18 protein-coding genes and 1 tRNA gene are annotated in these 22,512 nt (G+C 27.0%); 18 read left to right on the top strand and 1 reads right to left on the bottom strand.

The genetic code is table 11. The annotated features are described in order from the left end of the window. The first annotated feature begins 216 nt into the window (after positions 1-216). A complete protein-coding gene (locus tag T352_RS0104010; RefSeq protein ID WP_035345248.1) occupies positions 217-684 on the top strand; it encodes a hypothetical protein in 468 nt (155 codons plus the stop codon). 139 nt (positions 685-823) lie between these two features. Next, a complete protein-coding gene (locus T352_RS07120) occupies positions 824-985 on the top strand; it encodes a hypothetical protein (protein ID WP_156951194.1) in 162 nt (53 codons plus the stop codon). A gap of 53 nt (positions 986-1,038) precedes the next feature. Here T352_RS07120 and T352_RS0104000 read toward each other — a convergent pair whose 3' ends face one another. After that, entirely contained in the window at positions 1,039-1,917 is an 879-nt protein-coding gene (locus T352_RS0104000) for a LysR family transcriptional regulator (protein WP_026391864.1), read from the bottom strand. A 124-nt stretch (positions 1,918-2,041) separates the two neighbouring features. On the opposite strand from T352_RS0104000, the gene T352_RS0103995 reads away from it, so the two are divergent. The 16 genes from T352_RS0103995 (at position 2,042) to T352_RS0103915 (ending at position 22,362) form a co-directional block, all read left to right on the top strand. Further along, positions 2,042-3,328, top strand: coding sequence for a cation:proton antiporter (locus T352_RS0103995; RefSeq protein WP_210994355.1), 1,287 nt, complete (start codon positions 2,042-2,044; stop codon positions 3,326-3,328). A 237-nt stretch (positions 3,329-3,565) separates the two neighbouring features. Continuing rightward, on the top strand, positions 3,566-4,249 hold the full coding sequence (locus T352_RS0103990) for a hypothetical protein (protein WP_026391862.1): 684 nt from the start codon (positions 3,566-3,568) through the stop codon (positions 4,247-4,249). A gap of 672 nt (positions 4,250-4,921) precedes the next feature. Next, positions 4,922-5,716, top strand: a complete 795-nt coding sequence (locus tag T352_RS0103980; RefSeq protein WP_026391860.1) for a hypothetical protein — start codon at positions 4,922-4,924, stop codon at positions 5,714-5,716. Between the two features lie 6 nt (positions 5,717-5,722). Then, the gene (locus T352_RS0103975; RefSeq protein ID WP_026391859.1) at positions 5,723-6,940 is read left to right on the top strand and encodes a glutathionylspermidine synthase family protein; all 1,218 of its coding nucleotides are present in this window, start codon (positions 5,723-5,725) and stop codon (positions 6,938-6,940) included. After that, positions 6,933-7,694 (top strand): MBL fold metallo-hydrolase, encoded by a 762-nt coding sequence (locus tag T352_RS0103970; protein ID WP_035345244.1) that lies wholly within the window; start codon positions 6,933-6,935, stop codon positions 7,692-7,694. The genes T352_RS0103975 and T352_RS0103970 overlap by 8 nt, the downstream gene beginning before the upstream one ends. A gap of 1 nt (position 7,695) precedes the next feature. Beyond that, positions 7,696-8,178, top strand: coding sequence for an LURP-one-related/scramblase family protein (locus tag T352_RS0103965; RefSeq protein WP_026391857.1), 483 nt, complete (start codon positions 7,696-7,698; stop codon positions 8,176-8,178). Between the two features lie 222 nt (positions 8,179-8,400). Continuing rightward, positions 8,401-9,390 (top strand): TnsA endonuclease N-terminal domain-containing protein, encoded by a 990-nt coding sequence (locus T352_RS0103960; RefSeq protein WP_026391856.1) that lies wholly within the window; start codon positions 8,401-8,403, stop codon positions 9,388-9,390. Then, positions 9,383-10,177 carry a leucine-rich repeat domain-containing protein gene (locus T352_RS0103955; RefSeq protein ID WP_026391855.1) on the top strand — a complete coding sequence of 265 codons (795 nt, stop codon included), beginning with the start codon at positions 9,383-9,385 and terminating at the stop codon, positions 10,175-10,177. Before T352_RS0103960 ends, T352_RS0103955 begins: the two co-directional genes overlap by 8 nt. Before the next feature lie 112 nt (positions 10,178-10,289). After that, positions 10,290-11,888 (top strand): alpha-glucosidase, encoded by a 1,599-nt coding sequence (locus T352_RS0103950; RefSeq protein WP_026391854.1) that lies wholly within the window; start codon positions 10,290-10,292, stop codon positions 11,886-11,888. A gap of 19 nt (positions 11,889-11,907) precedes the next feature. Further along, positions 11,908-14,223: an alpha-galactosidase gene (locus tag T352_RS0103945; protein ID WP_026391853.1), complete on the top strand. Its 2,316-nt coding sequence runs from the start codon at positions 11,908-11,910 to the stop codon at positions 14,221-14,223. Continuing rightward, complete coding sequence (locus tag T352_RS0103940; RefSeq protein ID WP_162151188.1) at positions 14,210-16,528, top strand: glycoside hydrolase family 2 protein; 2,319 nt, start codon at positions 14,210-14,212, stop codon at positions 16,526-16,528. The genes T352_RS0103945 and T352_RS0103940 overlap by 14 nt, the downstream gene beginning before the upstream one ends. Then, positions 16,512-18,848, top strand: a complete 2,337-nt coding sequence (locus T352_RS0103935; protein WP_162151187.1) for a beta-glucosidase — start codon at positions 16,512-16,514, stop codon at positions 18,846-18,848. Before T352_RS0103940 ends, T352_RS0103935 begins: the two co-directional genes overlap by 17 nt. Next, complete coding sequence (locus T352_RS0103930; RefSeq protein WP_035345240.1) at positions 18,841-20,313, top strand: glycoside-pentoside-hexuronide (GPH):cation symporter; 1,473 nt, start codon at positions 18,841-18,843, stop codon at positions 20,311-20,313. Before T352_RS0103935 ends, T352_RS0103930 begins: the two co-directional genes overlap by 8 nt. An 81-nt stretch (positions 20,314-20,394) precedes the next feature. Then, positions 20,395-21,486 (top strand): glycerophosphodiester phosphodiesterase family protein, encoded by a 1,092-nt coding sequence (locus T352_RS0103925; RefSeq protein WP_026391849.1) that lies wholly within the window; start codon positions 20,395-20,397, stop codon positions 21,484-21,486. A 48-nt stretch (positions 21,487-21,534) separates the two neighbouring features. After that, the gene (locus T352_RS0103920; protein ID WP_026391848.1) at positions 21,535-22,245 is read left to right on the top strand and encodes a TMEM164-related integral membrane acyltransferase; all 711 of its coding nucleotides are present in this window, start codon (positions 21,535-21,537) and stop codon (positions 22,243-22,245) included. A 26-nt stretch (positions 22,246-22,271) separates the two neighbouring features. Next, positions 22,272-22,362 (top strand) — tRNA-Ser (locus tag T352_RS0103915). Positions 22,363-22,512 lie beyond the last annotated feature (150 nt).

Genomic DNA, 22,512 nt, shown 5'->3' with positions numbered 1-22,512 from the left:
AATTAGATATCCTATTTATAATAAAAGTAGCCTAACGATTGAAAAAAAATCATTGGAGACCCTAGAAATGCACATAAAATTTACTAAAAAGTGCACTACTTATCCTCGAAGTCGGTTATTTATTGTATAAATTGATAAAAACTGATCGCTAGTTAAAAAAGAAATATAGTAGAACTAAGATTATAAAGTTATATACTTTGAAGGGAATCAATAATTATGATGACAAATAAAAAAATAAATGTATTAAAGAGAATTGCCATTGAATTGAATAAAAAGAATATAACCTGGGCTTTAGGTGCTTCAATGCTCTTGTATTTTAAAGGTATAATATCAGAGTTTAAGGATATTGACATTATGGTAATCGATGATGATATAGATCAAGTTAAAAAAATTTTATTAGAATTAGGGGAACTCCAATCACCTAATCTAAGTTCTAAAAATAAAACAAGAGTATTTTTAGAGTTTATAATTGATAATGTTGATGTCGATGTAATGGCAGGTTTTTCAATTGTAAATGGTGATAACCTCATTGATTGCTCTTTAAAGCCAGAAGAGATTATTGAGTATTATGATTTAGATGGTGTCAAGATACCTCTTCAATCGATTGAAATTTGGTGTAGATATTACGAGTTAATGGGGAGAGAATCTAGAGTTGAAGCAATAAAGAAGGTTTTAAGCAAGTAATTATTATAATTTTAAAAGAAGTGAGCTTGTTAGTGGTGAAATTCCCTTGATTTTTTTTATAAGATTTTTTTATTTTTAAATCAAAAATTTGCTATATCATTAGTTGGTGGTATAATAGGCGTATAAAGGAAGTGATAGAGTGAAAGATACAGTAAAAAAAGCAATTGTATGCTTGGAAAAAATCAAAGAAGAACGTCAAATGGAACAAGGGGCTTTATCTGAGTTGATGGAAGATCCTATTATAGTTACAATAAATAATATGATTGATGTTTTAAAATTTGAATATTTAAATAAAAAATAAAAACAGTTATAATTAACCGAAAAGTGATTATTTATAACTGTTTTTTTTATAGATTATTTTTTAATATTAATGATTGAGGTGATTATCTCATTATTTTTTAAATTTTGCGGATATACTAAGTATATACCTCGTTCTAGTTTAAAATCATTAATTTTTATTTCTTTAATAGCTCCTTGTTTAATATTTTGTTCGCAGAGAGCTTTTGACATAATACTAATGCCATAACCTTTAATGATTAATTCTTTTATTAAAGCGGTATTATCAATTTCTAGTATGATATTAAAATCATCAATAGTTTCTAAGTGATTTTTTAAATATGCATCAAAGGCTTTTCTTGTATCAGCAGTATCGTGTCTTAAAATGAAGTCTTCTTTTTTTAACATGTCAAATGACACATTTTTCTCATTTAATAAAGGATGTGAATTGTTAGCTATAACAATTAATTGATCCATTGAAAGAAGTGTTTTATTCAAATTATTTTTAGGTGGAATTCCATCAATTATAGCAAAATCTAATTCAAAATTATTGATTCTGTTGATTAAATTTTCAGCTAAATCAGTATGAAAATTAAATTTTATTAAAGGGTAGTTTTCTTTAAAAACTTTCAATATTTCAGGAATAAAATATCCGCCAGCAGTTAAAGTTATACCTATATTTAACTGTTTTAGTTTTTTTAAACTTAATTCGATTTCACTTTTAATTTTATTATTTAATGCATATAGTCTTCTTGCATTTTTGACTAATAGTTCCCCCTCAATAGTTAAGAGAAGTTCACGTCCATTTCTTTTAAAGATCTTAATACCATAAAAATCTTCTAAAGACTTAATATGTTGGGTTACCGCTGGTTGTGAAATATGGCAAATTGCAGCAGTTTTTGTATAATTTCTTTCTCTTTCTAGAACAATTAAAGTATATAATTTATCATCAATCATTTTATCACCAGTTTTATTTTAACACAAATAGATACTATAAGCAAAACTTATATAACTATAAGAAAATATAAGTTGAACTAATGATAAAATGAGGCTATAATTGAGGGTGAAGCGAGGAGATATTATGTTTTTTAAAATATATAGTGTTTCACTACTTGAAAAAATAGTAGGAGAAAATATAATTCCAATGATATTAATAGGAGTTTCTATTATGTTATTAATGGGATTCTTATTAACCAGATTAACTAAACCTTTAAAACTACCTAATGTAACTGCCTATATTTTTGCGGGTATAATATTAGGTCCAGTTCTTAAAATATTTTATAAACCAGGATTCATCAGCAAAGAGATGATTAACTCAATGGGCTTTTTAACGGATTTATCACTGGCTTTTATTGCTTTTGGGGTTGGTAGATTTTTGAAACTTGATGTATTAAAAAAAAGTGGTAATAAAATTATTATAATTACCTTATTTGAATCGTTAATTGCTGCACTTGTTGTTTTTTTAACAATGTTTTTAATTGGTAAAGCTACAGGATTAATAGAGTGGAAATTTGCATTGTTACTGGCTGCAATTGCATCTGCTACTGCACCAGCATCAACTATGATGACAATAAGACAGACAAAATCTAAAGGTGATTTTGTTAATACTATTTTACAAGTAGTTACCTTAGATGATGCAGTATCGTTAATTTTATTTAGCGTAAGTATGGCAGTTATTACAGCGGATGGTAGTAATAAAAGTGGTTTTATGGTTATTCTTTTACCAATACTTATGACTATTTTATCGGTTGTTATTGGTTTAATATTAGGGGTTTTATTACATCTAATAGTAAATAGACCTAATAGGTCAGTAGACAACCGCTTAATATTAACTGTTGCTTTTCTGATGATTTTTAGTGGTGTTGCATTTTTAATTGAAGTATCCCCACTCCTTGGAGTTATGGCTATGGGAATGGCTTATATAAATGTAAGTAAAGATGAATCTTTATTTAGACAGATAGAATATTTTTCCCCAATATTTTTGACTATTTTCTTTGTTATGAGTGGAATGCGTTTGGAATTAGAAAGTTTAGCAACCATTGGTTGGATAGGGATAGTTTATTTTGTTGTAAGAATTATTGGCAAGTATGGTGGAGCAACTTTAGGAAGTGTAGCTGCTAAATCAACAGAAAACAATAAAAAATATTTAGGGCTTGCATTAATTCCTCAAGCAGGCGTATCATTGGGATTAGCAGCAAGCGGTTCAGCGGCCTTATTAGCTGCTGGATTACCGAATGAGGCAATCATGTTATCTACAATAATTATTTCATCTGGCGTTTTATATGAAATATTTGGACCACCAAGTGCTAAACTATCATTATATTTATCTAAATCATATGAGATTTCAGATGACAGTATTCCTAAATAATTATTATAAAGTTTGATTTATTTTAATATTAACCATATATGTTTTAGTAATTAAAATTTAATATTCTAGTTAAAGGGTTGATTTCTAAATTAATTAAGAGTCAATCCTTTTTTGTCCGCACTTCCTTTTGTCCATTCTTAACTTGACATTTATACTTGATAAGTACCATTAACCGTAATGAATTGTAAAAAAGACGAAAAAGTAGTAAAATAAACTTAATGGAAAGAGGTTTGCTAGATGAAATTTTTAAAGTGTCCATTTTATTATAAGATTATAATGAGAGAAAATAAGTTAAGATTTAAAAATCTTGATAGAAAAGCGCAAATGAATGTCAGAAAAAATAATGTAATTGCTTATACTATGTTTTCTATTTATCTCATATTCATTTTTTCTTTTATTATCCTCATCAAATATTTAGTCAAGATTATAGATAATTTATTGTTAGAATCTTTGATGATGATTGGAATGATCTTAATTACAGTAGTAGTTCCTTTGGCCATTATTGTTATTATATATAATCTAATAAGTAAATATATAACTCCTTCAGCTACTGGTGAATTAACACTAAAAAATATCCAAGATATTACTGTACCTTTAAAAAAATATTATAAAGTATCTGAACATTCAATAGTAACTAAATGCTATAAAAGTTCAAATTTATTATTTACTAATAAGGATGTGCTAATTTTTCTTTATAATGGAAAAATACGAATTGTTTTAGATTTTAATAATACGATTAAAGACTTTGGTTGCTATGAGTTTAAACAAAATGATTTTAATGTATCATATATCGAAGATGATGGCTTAAAAAAGACATTACTAAAATCAGGTGATATTGAATTTATCCTAGGTAAAAGAGCTAATCCATTCATTAGAAAGTGTTTTATTTCAACTAAATTGGCATGTTTGAGTAATAAATAGATTAAGGAAGTGTTTAATAATGAACAATAAAAGTATATTAGTAGTTTTTTTAAGTTTAATTATTTTATTTTTGTATAGAGTATTTAATAATAATATAATGTCCTATACTTCAATTGTATTAATTAGCATTTTCACATTAGTATTAAATTTGATTTACTTTATTAGAAACCCTAAACATAGTAAAATTTTGATTATTATGACTTTGATTTCTACAATTATATTTAATGTGTATATTGTAATAGGTTTAAATACTAATCCTCCTCAAAATATAGGAGATTTCTCTCTTATACCAATATTATTATTTATTATTTCAGTTCCACTAATCGTTACGATGCATCTAATATTAATAATAAAAATATTTTCAAACTGATTAACTCTAAATTTATTAGAATATGACAAAATAGGATTTTAGTTAGTTTAAGTCATAGTTTCTATAGCAAATATATTGTAACCAATTATAAAAAATTGGTAAGGATTTAAATCTGTTAATATACTAAATAAAAAAATATTGTAATATTTTTAGTGAGATCATTAAGAAGTTATATTATTAGATTAGAGTCATGAAAATGACTCTTTTTTGTTAAGGTTAGGTCTATTCTTTAAATTTTATTTACATGAGTACTTTTTAATGTTAGAATTAATCTAATAAACACTATAGGGGTGAGGGATAATATGGAAATGATAGTCTTTGTTTTATCAATATTTTTAACCTTACAATTTTTTTATAAGTGGTATTACCGAGTATATAAAATTTGGGATATTGGTAATCATCGTTTTGTAAAAAGATTCTTTTATTTAACACCAGTAATATTATTTGTTATTTACTTTTATACGACTACATCATTTGCAGCAAGTGATGTAGTAACTTCACAATTTTATATATTTTATTATATTGTTTTAGGGTTTGCTTTTACAAATCTAACTAATCATTTGATCTTTATGTTTTTAAATATCTCATGGATTGATGATGCTCTTAACAGTAACAATAAAGCAACAGCTCTAACAGTATCAGGAGTGATGATAGGTCTTGGATTAATATACTCCTTTGCAAATGTTGGAGAAGGACCAGGATTTTGGACAGTAATAGTAGCATCTTCGCTTGGTTTAATTGCCTTTATATTGTTAATTATGATTTTAAATAAAACAACAAAAATTCTCGATAAAATCATATCAGATCACAACTTAAGTTTAGCTATTAGATTTTCCATGTTAGTTCTTGGCCTATCTTTAATTCTTGGTAAAGCAGCAAGTGGCAATTGGACTTCCCTTGAACATACATTTGTAGAATTCTTAATTTTTTGGCCAGCCATTATTCTAATAATTATTTCAATAGTTATAGAACTTATTTTCAAAAATAGCACAAGTAAAACATTATCATTTACGATTGGACTAGTATATTTAGGTTTTTCAGTTATCTCCTTATTATATCTATCTGATCTCTTTGATTTTGTTAAACTTTTAATGTAGGTGAATATGAAACTAATAAAAATTGATGAAAAATTATATAATGATTATAAAACTGATGTAATATTTAATGCATATAAGTGGGATCCTCAGGTTGAAGATAGTAATACAGTATCTGAGTATGTTTTACTCATTGATGAGAAAACATATGATGAAATCAATAATTTAGTCAAAGCTTTAAGTCTAGAGACTAGAGAAATTGAAAAAGCTTTTTTAGATAATAAAAAGTTAATTAACAAACTTAATTTACCAAGAAAAATTACTAAATATTTAAAAAAAATTGATGATTATAATTTTGGTGATAATGTTAATTTAAATAGATATGACTTTCATCCAACTACAAAAGGTTGGATGATCTCTGAAGTAAATAGTGATGTACCAGGAGGTCTGGCTGAGAGTTCACTGTTTCCTTTGATTGCTAAAAAATATGTAAAAATTGGTGATGTTCCTTATAATTTAGGAAAAAGTCTTTATGAATCATTTATGGCTGTTAACAAAAATATTAAAAATATTTCATTTGTTCATGCAACATCTTACTCTGATGATAGACAAGTGATGCAGTTTTTAGGTGATTATTTTGAAAGTATGGGACTTAAATCATTTTATAATGCCCCAGAGCATTTAGTATTTAATGAGAACAAGATAGTTTTTAATGTTTTAGAAGAAGAAAATATGGATGCAATTTTTAGATTCTTTCCACTTGAATGGCTTGATAATTTAAGTAAGAAGTACAATTATAGTGGATATTTTTCAAATAGTATTACTTCATGTAACCATCCTGTAAATATTTTATCGCAAAGTAAGAATGTACCACTTTATTTTGATAAACTAAATTTAGAATTAAAGACATGGAAAAAAATGCTGCCAAATACTATCAGTATTAAAGAGTTTAATAATAATAAAGACAAATACTCAAATTATATATTTAAACCGGTTTTAGGCCGTGTTGGTGAGGGAATAAGCATTAAGGAAGCAATTACCGATAAAGAATATAAAACAATTAAAAAAGCTGTTAAGAAATATCCTAAAGATTGGATTGCTCAAGAGAGATTTGAAAGTGTTCCACTAAAAACCACAGATAATGAAATTTTCCATTTATGTCTTGGTGTATTTAGTATAAATGATAATTCATCTGGATTATATGCAAGAATTAGTAAAAGTCCTAGAATCGATAATAAAGCAATCGATATTCCAGTACTTATTTATAAGGAGGATTCAAATGGATAAATTAGAAGTTTATAAAGTTTGGGCTAATGATGAATCAGAATGGACTAAATGGGTAAAACCAGTTATGTTTGCAAATATGAATGAATTTAGTAGTATGCAATTAAATTATAATCTAGGAAGTGATTTAAACAGTGATTTAATATATAGTAAAGATGCAATATGTATTGTTGATCTAGATGGCGTTAAATCACTAAAACAAGGACTAGTGTTAAGTGATATTGGGTTTAGACCTATCCCACTTTATAACTCAGTAAGTAGCAAGAGTAATAAAAATGCAATATCACTAAGTGAATTAGAAGAAGCGCTATATCATGGTTCATATATTTTAAAAAATAAAATTATTAGAAAAGATGCAAATCCCGCTTTTTTACTTGATGCAAATCGCATGAGCTTTAAGGATAAAAAAGAAGGTAATATTTTTGATAATAGATGGAGTATATTTAAACAAGATATGCCATCTTTAATGTATCTAAAAGAAAAAGGAATAACAAAGATCTTTCTTTTTACTAATTTTGATAAAAAAAATATTCTAGAAGACCTATCCCATATTTTATACAATTACCAATCAGGTGGGATTAAGATTATAAATGCACTTAGTCTAAAAGAAATAAAGGTGAAAAAACCAATGAAATATAAAAGCAATCTTTATCGATTTTTAGTACTATTAGGGCTTAGAAGAAACTCGGCTGGTGGATTTGGTGGCGTTATACCTGATGCATATAGTGGTGGTAGAACTTTCTACGGAGGTGGATAGAATGAAAATATATATGAAACAAAAAGTTTTCTCACTTGTTGATAAATATAAGTTATACGATGAAAATCAAAATCTACTTTTTTATACAGAAGGAACACTATTTTCCTTAAGTGGTATGATGAAAATGTATGATAAAAACAAAAAACTAATTTTTACTTTTAAACATAAGATTGTAACTATTCTACCTAGAGTATATGTAATAGATCATAGAACAAATGAAGAAGTTATTATTAAGAAAAATTTCACTTTCTTTTATCCAAGACTTCAGATAAAAACAAGAAGTAATTCATATGTGATAGATGGAAGTTTATTACAATATAAATTTAACGTTTTAAAAGATAATGTTAAGGTTGCAAGTGTTAAAAAACAAATACTATCATGGGGAGATACTTATGAATTAGATATTAAGGGGGAATATTCAGACTTAATACTAGCAATATTAATAGGTATAGATACAATAATACATAATGACAGATACAAATAAATAAAGGGTTTCCTTTATTTTTTTTAAATAAAAGTAAACTAATAACTCCTTTTAACATACGTTTATTTTATAGTTTTAAAGGTGTTTTTTAAGCCTTTTTCACTTGAAATAAAAGCGCTATCATGGTATAATATAATTAGAAAATAGGAAGGAGAAAAAGAGAAAAATTCATATGTATTTAAACTTTTTTTTGTTTTAAAAATATAAATAAAAGGGGATAATATGACAGATATTAATAAAAAAATTAAGTATCATATACTTGAATTAATTAAGGAGTTTGAGGTAAATGGGGATCTACCTTACCCAGTTTCAATGAGATCTGTTTTAAAAGGTATTACCAATGGTGCAGTATCAGGAAAATACATTGATTCTAAATCATTTGGAGTTTTTCCTAACTTATCACATGAAAATTTAAGAGAAGTAACAAGTGAAATGCTAGAGGAAACAAGCATTATTGCTGTTGAAAATGTAAGGAAAAGAAAAAGCTATTTTAAAATTGCTGATGTAGACTATGCAGATTTAAGAAATAACTTTGATAAGATATTTGGTCTTGAACCAGGTGTTTATAAATCTTACAGCGATATCATTAATAATTTTGCTCCAGTACGTGATTTGGATGAATCAGAAGCGTCTTCAAAAAGTGGATTTACTGATTTAGAACTCTTGTATGGTAATAAGAAAGTGGGATATGAGTCGGGGCTTGAATTAGATTTTATTAATGATCTTGCAAACTCAGGATACATAAAGGATATCATTGAACAACCCTATAAGCTAAATTATGGAAAAAATAATAAAAAAAAATATACAATTGATTATTTAATTCAAACTTACCATAATCATTTAATTCTTGTTGAAGTAAAAGATTTAAAAGACTTATCAATAAAAAATGTTTTATATAAATATTTTAAACTTAAAGAAATAATGGAAAAACATGATATAAAAACTCATTTACTGACAAGGTTTGAAGATGAGTGGATAACCTATGAAGACCTACTAAAAACAGATGTAAATGAGAAATTAGAAGACTTTATGTTAAATAGATTAATAGAAAAAAGATCTTTTGATATTAGTGATAAAAAGGAAGCAAGACTTCATATTGATTTTAATGAACTTGATTTTCAACAAACAATAATTAAGAACAATTTAAAACGTACAGGAAAGTTTGATAATTTTGTTATTCACTTTAATGGAATTCTTGATAATCATGAATAATAATCAAAATGTTACGGTACCTAGAGAAGTAACTCATTTATCTGATGAATTTATCAAAAAACATAAACAAATTAAAAAAATAAGTATTCATAAAAATATAACAAAAATTAGTCATGGATTATTCTATAATAATAACAAATTAAAAAAAGTTTACTTTGAAAAAGATAGTAAATTATCTGTGATTACTGAAGCTTGTTTTGAAAATTGTACCTCACTTGAAAATATAACTTTACCCGATAATGTTGTTACAATTAAAGCAAGAGCTTTTAAAAATTGCAGTTCAATCAAAGAGTTAACTTTACCAGAAAGTGTACTAGAAGTGCATCCTGATGCTTTTTATGGTTGGACAAAAGAACAAATTATAAAATCACCTATATCCTTAAAGCGACCAACTACTTGCAGTGCTCAAATTGTCTATTATAATCAAGAAGACATAGAAAATGATAAACTTATTAGAAATAAAAATGGTAATAATCATTTTTTAGTAACTGTTAAATGTGGTCATGTCGGAAGAAATATGTATATGCCAATTACTTATGCAGTTATGGCTGAAAATGCAAAGGAAGCAGTTGAGAAGGTAAGAAGTTTTCCTAGGGTTAAAAGAGACCATAAAGATTTCGTTTTAAAAGTTGAAATGGTAAATGTTGATAAGTACCAACAGCAAATTGAAACTAATAATAATGATCCATACTTAAAAATTAAGAGAAAAGCAGATCAAAATAAAATTTTACATTTGATTAAGGATAGACTAGTAGCTGAACCTAATTACGTTAAACATAAAAAATAAGGAGACTGATCTCCTTTTTTTTACGCATATAAATACTTTGAACTAAAAAGCTATTTAATTAAATAAAAGACGTGATATAATCAAGTTAATAATACATAAAAGGGGAAAAGTAATGATTACAAATAGACCATATTGGAAAGATGCAGTTGTTTATCAAATATATCCAAGAAGTTTTAAAGATAGTAATGGTGATGGAATTGGCGATATCTTAGGAATAATCTCGAAACTAGACTATTTAAAAGACTTAGGTGTTGATGTTATTTGGTTATCACCAGTTTATGATTCACCTAATGATGATAACGGTTATGATATTAGAGATTATAAAGAAATTCATAAAGATTTTGGTACGATGGAAGATATGGATTTGTTAATTAAAGAAGCAAATGACAGAGGAATTAAAATCATCATGGATTTAGTTATCAATCATACATCAGATGAACATCCTTGGTTTATAGCCTCAAAGGATAAAAATAGTAAGTATCACGATTACTATTATTGGCGTGATAAACCAAACAATTGGACTAGTTTTTTTAGTGGTAAAGCCTGGACTAAAGTAGATGATATGTATTATCTACACTTATTTAGTAAAAAACAACCAGATCTAAACTTTCACAATAAAGATGTTATAGAAGAAATAAAAGATATCATGCATTTTTGGCTTAAAAAAGGGATAAGTGGCTTTAGGTGTGATGTCATTAATATAATTTATAAAGATAGTTTAGCTAATGGCAAAAAAAGACTTGTTTTAACAGGTCTTGAACATTATCATTCGACTAAAGGTTTACATAAAATATTAAAAGAACTACGCACTGATGTCTTAGATAAATATGATGCTTTTACTGTTGGTGAGACGGTATTGGTAAATACTAAAGAAGCTAATGATTTAATTTTACCTGAAAATAAAGAACTTGATATGGTTTTCGGCTTTGAACATATGGAAACAGATCAAATAAACAATAAGTGGTTTAAGACTAAATTTAAACCGAAAAAGTTTTTTAAAACGATTGCTAAATGGCAAGAAGAAGTTTACTGGAATGCTAATTATTTAGAAAACCATGATCAACCAAGAAGTGTTTCAAGGTTTGGTAATGATACAAAGTATCATTTAGAATCTGCAAAAATGCTTTGTTTATTTAATTTATCATTAAGAGGGACACCTTATATATATGAAGGTCAAGAAATTGGGATGACAAATGCCTATTTAAATAAGATTGAAGATTATCAAGATTTAGAATCAATTAGAATATATGGTCTTGCCAAAAAACTTTTATTTCCTAAAAAACTTCGTCTTAAACTATTAAGAAATGCATCAAGAGATAATGCAAGACAACCGGTACAATGGGATAGCAAGGAAGGATTTACAAACGGAAAACCTTGGATTAAGGAAAACCCTAATAAAGATAAAATTAATGTTTTAGCTAATATGGAAGATCCAAATTCAATTTTAAATTTTTACAAGAAATTAATAGCTTTTAGAAAAAATAGTATTGTCTTAAAAGAGGGAAGCTTTGAAAAAGTATATATATCAAAAAAAATATTTATTTTCAAACGTAAAACAAAAGATAAAACTTATCTTGTTATATCAAATTTTACTTCTAAAAATGTATCATATCCTTTTAAAATAAAGGGTAGTGTAGTATTTTCAAATTATGATAAACAAATAGATTATATAAGACCATATGAAGCAATGATTATTGATTTAACTTATTAAATAAAATAGGGGGTATTTTATGATAAGAGTCGAAGATTCATTTATTATCTTAGAAACAAAAGATTTATCTTACATTATTGATATTCTACCTAGTGGCAAGCTAGAACATGTCTACCTTGGACCTAAAACAAAAAGTAAGTTATCTGATTTAAAGATAAAACTTGATACGATGGTAGGAAGTCAAGTTTTATATAGTGATTTAGAGCCTATAAGTCTAGACTTATTACCGCTAGAGTATTCTTCTATAGGAAAAGGCGATTATAGAAGTATGCCACTTGAGGTTAAAATGCCAAATGGATCTTTTGTTGCTGATTTTTGTTATTTAAAGCATGAAATAAAAGATGGCTCATTAGATTACAAACTGCCTCATGCTAAAAATGCAACAAATACAATTATTGTTACTTTAGTTGATAAAGTTAATAATGTTTATCTTGATTTAATTTATTCTAGTTTCTATGAAACAAATGTTTTTACAAGAAAAGTAGTTTTAACAAATAAAAATGAAAATAGTCTATCAATTAGAAAAATCATGTCAATGATGTTAGATATTTATGATAAAGATTATGACATAATTACTTTTGATGGCGGATGGATTAAAGAAACAAACAAACATAAAAGACCAGTTAGTTATGGTTTATTTAGTATTAGCTCCCAAACCGGAGCAAGTAGTAATAGACATAACGCTGGTTTTATTTTAAGTAAGAAAAATACTACTGAAGATTATGGCACAGCAATAGGATTTAACTTAGTTTATAGTGGCAATCATTATAGTTCAATAGAACTTGCTAATCACGGTTCAATTAGAGTAATGAGTGGAATTAATCCCCATTGTTTTGAATGGGACTTAGCAGAAAATGAAAATTTTATGACACCAGAAGTTGTAATTAGTTATTCTAACCAAGGGTTAAATAAACTTAGTCATAATATGCATAATTTTATTAATAATCATATCATACCTGAAAATTTCAAAGAAAGTCTAAGACCGATTGTTATAAATAACTGGGAATCACATATGTTTGATTATAATATGCGAAAGTTACTAAAACTTGCTAAGAGATCAGCAAAACTTGGAATTGAAATGTTTGTTTTAGATGATGGCTGGTTTGGGAATAGAGATAACGATGATAGGGGACTAGGAGATTATTTTGTCAATAAAAAAAAGCTGCCAAAAGGTCTTTCAAAACTTAGTAAAAGAATTAATAAATACAATATGGACTTTGGACTTTGGTTTGAACCAGAAATGATAAATGTTGATTCTAATCTCTACCGTAGTAATTCTAACTATGTAGTCCAAGTTCCAGGGTTAGAACCATCAAAAGGAAGAAATCAGTTAGTTCTTGATCTTTGTAATAAAGAAGTCGTTAGTTATATTAAAAATGAACTTTTTAAAGTAATAGATAGTGCAAATATCAAATATATCAAATGGGATATGAATCGCAGTATTTCTGATATGTATTCAGAAAGTATATCTAATCAAGGAATGTTTTTTCATAAATATATATTAGGGCTTTATGATATTTTAGAAAGCATAACTAAAAAATATCCAAATATTTTGTTGGAGACTTGTTCTAGTGGTGGTAATAGATTTGATCTTGGGATGTTAACATTTGGTCCACAAATATGGGCAAGCGATAATACAGATCCAATCTCAAGATTAAAAATTCAAAGGGGATTATCTTATCTTTATCCACTATCTACAATAAGTGCTCATGTTAGTCAATCACCACACAGTCAAACTTTAAGACATACACCACTTGAGACAAGATTCAATGTAGCAAGTTTTGGCGTCCTTGGTTATGAGTTAGATTTTAAGGAATTAAAACCCTATGAGTTAAAAATGATTAAAGAACAAATAAGGTTTTATAAAGAACACCGTAGATTATTCCAATTTGGGACCTTTTATCGTTTTGATTTAGATGATATAGAGACTTATCAAGTATCTAACTCTAACACTCATATATTAGGAAGGTTTCAAGTTTTAAGTAGTCCTAGTCCTAATATTGAAAAAGTTTCTTTTAAAGGTATTAAGGAAGATAAAATGTATGATGTGCTAAGTAGAAGGTCTAAACTAAATATAGACAGATTTGGTCATTTAATAAAACATGCAATAAAAATCCCATTCAAACATGATGGCTTTGTTATGAGAAATGTTGCTAGATACTATGTGTTAGAAAATGCTAAAGAAAAATACACGCTAGATAGTAATGCACTATTAAATGGCTTTTATATTAATCAACAATTTATGGGTACATACTATAATGAAAAAACTAGATTATTGGGAGATTATGGTTCAGAGTTATATATTGCAAAGGAGATAAGAAATGGAAAAAATTAGTTTAAATTTTAATTGGGAATTTACTAGTAGCAAAACTAACAAAAAAAGTATTGTAAACCTTCCTCACTCGGGACTTGATATACCAGTTACACATTTTAACTTGCATGATTTAGAATTTATTCAAACCTATGTTAAGGAATTAGATTTTAATGCAGAAGATTTAGAAAAGCATTTAGAAGTTTTATTTGAAGGGGCTGCTCATAATACTGATGTTTATTTAAATGATGAACTTATTTTTAATAACCTGGGTGGTTATAATAGGTTTGTTGTTTTGATTAAACCAAAACTAGGGAAAAACATCTTAAAAGTAGTGGTTGATAGTCATGAGAATAAAAATATTCCCCCCTTTGGTGGTGTAGTTGATTATGTTGGTTATGCTGGATTATATAGAGAAGTATATTTAATAAAAAAACCAATTAATAATATTAACAATATTAAAGTTTCTTATGATAATATTTTAGCTAATAATTTAATAAATGTAGAGTTTATGGCTAATGTTACTAATAAAGACTTTGAATTAATAATTCTTGATAAAAATCAGGAAGTAGTTTACAAAACAAATTCTAAAGTAATAACTAACCTTACAAAGATTGAAGTTGAACTACCAAGTAAAAATCTTTGGAGTATTGATAACCCATATCTATATGATTTAAATATTAAGTTTGAAGGAGCAACATACAAGACTTATTTTGGACTTAGAGATATTAAGTTTAAAAGCGATGGCTTTTATTTAAATGGCAAACTTATAAAATTAATTGGTCTTAATCGTCATCAAAGTTATCCTTATGTTGGTTATGCAATGCCAAAGGGGGCACAAATAGAAGATGCGAACTTACTAAAGGAATTAGGAGTAAATATTGTAAGAACAGCCCATTATCCCCAAAGTAAAAACTTTATTGAACACTGTGACAAAATTGGTCTTTTAGTATTTACAGAAATTCCTGGCTGGCAACATATTGGTGATACTTCATGGCAAGATATGAGTGTATTAAATGTAGAACGTATGATTGAGAGAGACTATAATAATCCATCAGTTATTATTTGGGGTGTTAGAATTAATGAATCTAATGATAATCATGACTTTTATTTAAAAACAAACAAAAAAGCTAAATCATTAGATCCAAACCGACCAACTGGTGGTGTTAGAAATATGGTTAACTCAGAACTCTTAGAAGATGTTTATACTTTCAATGATTTTATACATGAAGGAAATAACATAGGACTTCAAAAAAAGAGCACGGTAACTAAGAAGAAAAATCCTTATTTAGTAACAGAACATAATGGTCATATGTTTCCAACTAAAGCATATGATAATGAAATTAAAAGGCTAAGTCATGCCCTTAGACATCTAAGAGTAATTGATGCTGCTAAGATGCCAAATAACAAAATTAGTGGAGCAATCGGCTGGGTTTTCGCTGATTATCAAACTCATGCTGAATTTGGAAGTGGTGATATGATTTGTCATCACGGGGTATTAGATATTTATAGAAATAAGAAGCTTGCTAGTTACAGTTATATGGCTGAAGGTAGCAAGGATGATATTTTATATGTGGGAAGCAATATGCACATTGGTGAATATCCAAGAAGTGATTTAGAAAAAGTTTATGTTTTTACTAATCTTGATTATATTAAACTTTATAAAAACAATGAATATATTAAGACCTTCTATCCTAATAAAGATGAATTTAAAAACTTAAATCACCCACCAATTGTAATAGATGATTTTATTGGTGATCTAATTCATAAAAATGAGGGATTGACAATTAAGGATGCTAATAGAGCTAAAAAGATTTTAAGAGCAGTACAAAAATATGGAACTAGATTACCACTTAGATATAATTTAATGATTCTTTATTTATTTAAAAAGTATAAAATGACGATGGATGAAGGTGTATCACTATTTTATAAGTACTTAAGTAACTGGGGAACAAAACAATCAGATTATAAAATTGAAGGATACAAAGATACAAAATTAGTAAAAACAGTAGTTAAGAGCATTTATAAAAAATATGACTACATGCTAGAAGCAACAAATAATAATTTAGTAATTGCTGATACTTATGATGTAACAAGAGTTGTTTTTAAAAAGGTTGATCAAAATGGTGAGATTGCCACATATTCATTTGATCCAATTGCAATTGAAGTAGAAAACTTAGAATTAATTGGTCCCAAACTCCAAACATTAAATAGTGGAATTATTGCTTTTTGGGTTAAAACAACTAAAAAAGGTTTAGGCACTATTAGAGTTAAAGTAGCTAATAAAGAATATGAAACAAAGGTCTATGTAGATGAAGTTAACAATTGATGAGCGAATTAAACTACTAGATGGTAGTGATGTTTGGCGTACAAAGAACTTAGATAAACTAAAGCCTTTTATGATGGCTGATGGTCCACATGGCTTAAGAAAACAAAATAGTCTTGGCGATAATCTAGGTATAAATGGTAGCGTCATATCTGTTTGTTATCCAACAGCCTCACTCCTAGCAGCAACCTTTGATAGAAGAGCAGTAGAAATAGTTGCTGAGAGTTTAGCAATCGATGCTAAAAGCAATGATGTTAATATGATTTTAGGTCCGGGTATTAATATAAAAAGAAATCCCCTTTGTGGTAGAAACTTTGAATACTTTAGTGAAGATCCATATTTGACTGGAATGCTTGCAAGAAGTTATATAAGAAAGATTGAAGAAAATAATGTTGGAACATCAGTTAAACATTTCTTTGCCAATAACCAAGAAAAGTACCGTTTCTTGATAGATAGCATTGTTGATGAAAGAACGCTCAATGATATCTATATAAGAGCATTTAAAATGGCTTTAAAGGAAAATCCAGCAAGTATTATGGCAAGCTATAATAAGATTAATGGTATTTATGCAACAGAGCATCCAACAATTGAAAAACTTCTTAGAAAAGAGCTTAGATATGAAGGTGTATTAGTAAGTGACTGGGGAGCAATAAACAACCGCGTTAGTGCACTAAAAGCAGGACTTGATTTAGAAATGCCATCATCTTTGGGTTATAACAGTAAAAAAATCGAAGCAGCACTAGAAAAAGATCCTAGTTTGGAAAAACAAATTCATAAATCAAGTAACAGAATTATTGAAATGATTAATAAATATCAAAATCTAGAAAATACAAAAAACGATCTAGCAAAACATCATGAAAATGCAATAAAGGTTGCTGAAGAAGGATTAGTCTTATTAAAAAATGAAGAAGATATTTTACCACTTAATAAATCTAGTGATGTAGTACTTATTGGTGGATTTATTGATAAAATTAGATTTCAAGGTGGCGGTAGTTCTAATATTAATCCTTATCTTGTTGAAGAGATAAAAGATTATGCGCAAAAATATTTTAATAATTTAAAACTAGCAAAAGGATATTTACTTGAAACTGATAAAAATGATAATGAATTAATGATAGAGGCAATAGATCTTGCATCAAATAGTAAAAATGTCGTCTACTTCATGGGTTTACCAGACAGATTAGAAACAGAAGGACTAGATAGAAAAAATATAGATCTCCCTAAAAATCAATTAGATTTATTAGAATCCTTAATTAAAGTAAATAGTAATATAATAGTCGTTTTGTTAACAGGTTCAGTTTTAAAACTTGATTTTAAAGATAATGTAAAAGCAATTTTACTTAGTTATTTAGCAGGTGAAGGTGCCGCAATAGCAATATTAAATACACTAATTGGAACAAACAATCCATCAGGAAGATTACCAGAAACTTGGATTAAAGATTTAAGTGATGTACCTTTTAAAATAGGAAGTAACAATAACGCATTATATTACGATGATTTAATATTTGTAGGTTATAGGTATTATAATAGTTTTGATGCTAAAGTTAATTATCCTTTTGGCTATGGTCTTAGTTATTCGAAACTAAAATACAGTAATTATAGCTTTAAAGAAAGTGATAAATTAATTACGATTACTTTTAATTTAGAAAATTTAAGTAATTATAAAACAAAAGAAGTAATTCAAATTTACCGTGAAATAGATGAGTCCAAAACATATCAAGCAAAAAGAGAATTGGTTGCTTTTGATAAGGTTTTACTAATGCCATTTGAAAAGATAGATGTATCTATCGAGGTTAAAAAAAGAGACTTAATGTTTTATGATATAAGTACTAAAAAAGAAATACTTGAGTCAAACAACTATAAATTTATCATTGCAAAAAATGTTAATGAAGATATATATTCATTTGATTTGAAAATAAATAACGAAGATAGCGGGCCAAAATTTAAAAATCCGTGGTTACTTTATAAGGATATAAAATTTGATAGTTTATTTGATTATAAACTACCAGATGAAAACATCACATATGAAAAACCATTTACACTTAATAGTCCACTTTTAGCTTTAAGGAAAAGCTTTATGGGAAGAATTATTGTTAAGTTTATAATAAAAGAAGCCACTAATGAATTAAAAGATGCTGATGATTTTATAAGTGATAATATAAGAGAAACATTGCTTGAAACACCAATGAGATGTATAGCATCATTTGGTAGTGGTGTAATCAACTTTAAAATGGCAGAAGGTTTAATAGATATTAGCAATAATAAAATATTTAAAGGAATAAAAAAATTCAAAAAAGGACAAAAGGAACTTAAAAATGAATGATAAAGTAAGCAATAAGACCAAATACACTTATACAATTAGTTGTATGGGTCGTGATATGGCATATACGCTTTTTAGTAGTTATTTACTTGTTTTTTTCACTAGTGCAATTGGGCTAAGCAATTTTGAACTTGCAGCAGTTACACTAATTATTTCCCTTACAAGAATTTGGGATGCAGTAAATGATCCAATGATGGGAATAATGATTGATAATACCAAATCAAAGTATGGTAAGTTTAGACCTTGGATTGCTATTGGGGCCCTTCTGAGTTCAATATTTATCTTCTTATTATTCCAAGATTTTGGATTAAGAGGAGTACCATTTTTAATTGTCTTTGCTGTTTTATATCTTTTAATTGAAATAACATTTACAATGAACGATATTGCATACTGGTCAATGTACCCATCATTTACTACAGACCCTAAGGAAAGAGAAAGTATTGGTTCACTTGCTAGAATATTTGCAAGTGTAGGGATGTTTATAGTTATTGCGTTAGTACCATTAATTTATCCTAATTTTAAAGGTGGACCAAAACGAGGATTTTTCTATATTGCATTAGTAGTTTCATTATTATTTGTAATATCTCAAATTATTTTATTTTTCTTTGTTAAAGAGAAAAAGTTAGATATTGTAAAAGAAGATACAGAAAAAACTAAATTCAAAGATATAATAAAAATTATTTTCAAAAATGATCAGTTAATTGTTATTATTGTTTCAATTTTATTATTAAATACAGGTTACTTTATTACAACATCACTCGGTATATATTTCTTTGAATATGATTTTAATAAATATGGTGGAGTTGAGTTTACATTATTTTCCGTAGTTCTTGCAGTAAGTCAGCTTTTAGCTCTTATCATATTTCCATCACTTGTTAAAAAGTTTAATAGGAAAAAACTATTTACATTAGCAATCCTATTAATGATTGTTGGTTATCTCTTTTTAATGAGCACAAGATATATTCTTCCTCAAAATATGATTGTCTTAAGTATTGGTGGGTTTTTCTTATTTTTTGGTCAAGGATTTACTCAAGTTTTAGTTTTAGTAATGCTTGCAGATACGATTGAATATGGACAATGGAAGCTTGGGACAAGAAATGAGAGTGTAATTTTCTCAATTAATCCATTTGTGGTTAAACTTGCAACATCAATTCAAACCCTAATTGTTGGGGGAACCTTAATTATCTCGGGAATGAATGAAAAAGTAATAAAACCACTATCAGATAAAATGAATGGTGAATTTAAAGATTTACCAAATGATGAGAAAAATTTACTAGCAAGAGCATTCATTGATCAAAATATGACTGATTATATGCGTTTGTTTTTAAGGCTTTCAATGATTGTAATTCCAATTATTTGTATCATAGTAGGTTATTTAGTCTACGTTAAATACTATAAAATTGATAATGAAATGTATCAAACAATTATTACAGATTTAAAAGAAAGAAACAAAGAAGAGTTAGCATAATAGCTAATTCTTTTTTATTTGAATATCAAATTAAAAATATGGTAAAATAAAACAAATATATTTTTAGAAGGGAATAGAAAGATGAAGAAACTTATCATATTTTTAAAAGTATTTATTTCATTAATTTTATTTTTAACACTTAGTATTACAATTTTAAATATTGTGCCTTTTTCTTTAGGAAAAATAAAAAAAGAAAATAGTTTTAGAGTAAAGAAGGATTATCCTTTAATAATTCCACACGGTGGAGCAAAAATGCTTGTCCCAGAAAACACTATCTATGCATATGACATGTTAGTTAATGAGTATAGTGTTGATGTCTTAGAAATTGATTTAGTACTTACAAAAGATAATATTTTAATTAGCCATCATGATCTAGATTTAGGATTAAGTAGCGAAGTATTAAATGATAATAAATATATAAGAGATTATACTTATAGTGAAATATTAGACTTATATAAATTAGATGATTACTCAGTTGCTAGAAACTTCATTGATATAAATGGCATTAAACCATTTTTAAATGAAACTAAAGAAGAAGTGTTAAGTAAGATGGTTCCTGAGAGTTTAGAGAATATTTTTACTAAAAATCAAGGAAATATCTTATACATGTTAGAAATTAAAGATTCACCAACTTCAATTGGATATATTGAAGGTTCTGATAGATTTTTGTTAGCTGCTAAAAATTTAATAGATTTAGTTAAAAAGTTTGATTTAGAAAGTAAAGTAGTATTAGCATCATTTTCAGATGATGTAACAAAATACTTTAAGGAAAAAGCTCCAAATATTTTAGTTGGTGCTGCAATTGATGAAGTAACTAACTTTGCAATTCTTAGTGCATTTAATTTAGACTTTTTCTTTAAGCCTAAATCAGAAGTGTTAATTTTGCCAGTACCATCTAGTATGAAACTACCAAGTAATATGAATAAAATATTAAATAATATTCCTAAGATATTTAGAAAAAATATTGCAGTTAAAGTGGAAGATGATTATTTAATATATCTAACTCATAAACAAGTAGTAAAAGATGCCCATAGAAAAAATCTATCTGTAGTTTATTGGACAGTAAATGACAAAGATCAGATGCGTATGTTAATTAAACTAGGAGTTGACGGGATTATTACAGATAGACCAGACTTATTAATTGAAACTATAAACGAATTAAAAAATAAGTAATAAACTATGTTATAATCTTACATATTAGACTAAATAAGGGGAATTTTTATGTTCAACGATAAATATAGTATTGGCCTTGAGATGTTTAAATCAAAACATCTAATAACACTTTTAGTGCTTACACTTGTAACAGTAATAACAGTTTTTATAGCAAGAAAAATTGATAAAGATTCAAAACAAGATAAAATAATTAGATACATACTTGCAAGTTCACTTTTAATTTTAGAAGTAACATATCATGTTTGGGTAATAAGTAGAGGTGAGTATAATCTTGGTATGATTCCTTTTACTGGATTCTGTGCTCTTACTAATTTGCTAACTATTTATTATTTATATACAAATAATGAAAAAATAGCAAATATGGTATTCTTTTATGCCTTAACAGGAGCGTTTTTCTCACTTATATTTATTGATACAACTTATGTATTTCCTCATTTTAGAAATGTCCATTATTTTTATAATCATTTTGTATTCTTACTATCAGCAATATATTCATTTGTTGTGGGAAGAGTAAATATGGAAAGAAAAATCTTTAATAAATCAACACTTTATTTAATTACATATACATTAATCATTTTAATATTTGATCTAATCTTAAAGGAAAACTGGTTTTATTTGTTTGAATCACCAGTTAAAGAAATATCAGATTTCTTCGGTAAAGTTTTATACACACCACTGTGGCTTCTAGCAATCTATTTATTAATGAATATTTGGTATTTTTTATTTAAGTTTTTAACAAAATTTCGTGATAAAAAATAAAATATAGTTTATAATAAAATAGGCACGGAGAAATACCCAAGCCTGGCTGAAGGGACTAGTCTCGAAAACTAGCAGAGTGTAAAAGCTGCGAGGGTTCAAATCCCTCTTTCTCCGCCATAATAATCTTACAACGAGGGATTTCAATTTGAAATCCTTTTTTATTTATGAATTTTTAAAACACAATCAAGCAATATTTCTTGACACAATAATTATAAGAATGTATAATGAACTTAGGAAAACACTTCGTAAGTGAAGTTTTTATCCAAT

This window comes from Haploplasma modicum ATCC 29102 (genome assembly GCF_000687835.1).
In the GTDB taxonomy this organism is placed as follows: Bacteria; Bacillota_I; Bacilli_A; order Acholeplasmatales; family Acholeplasmataceae; genus Haploplasma; species Haploplasma modicum.
This window is presented reverse-complemented; position numbering and strand designations above follow the sequence as displayed.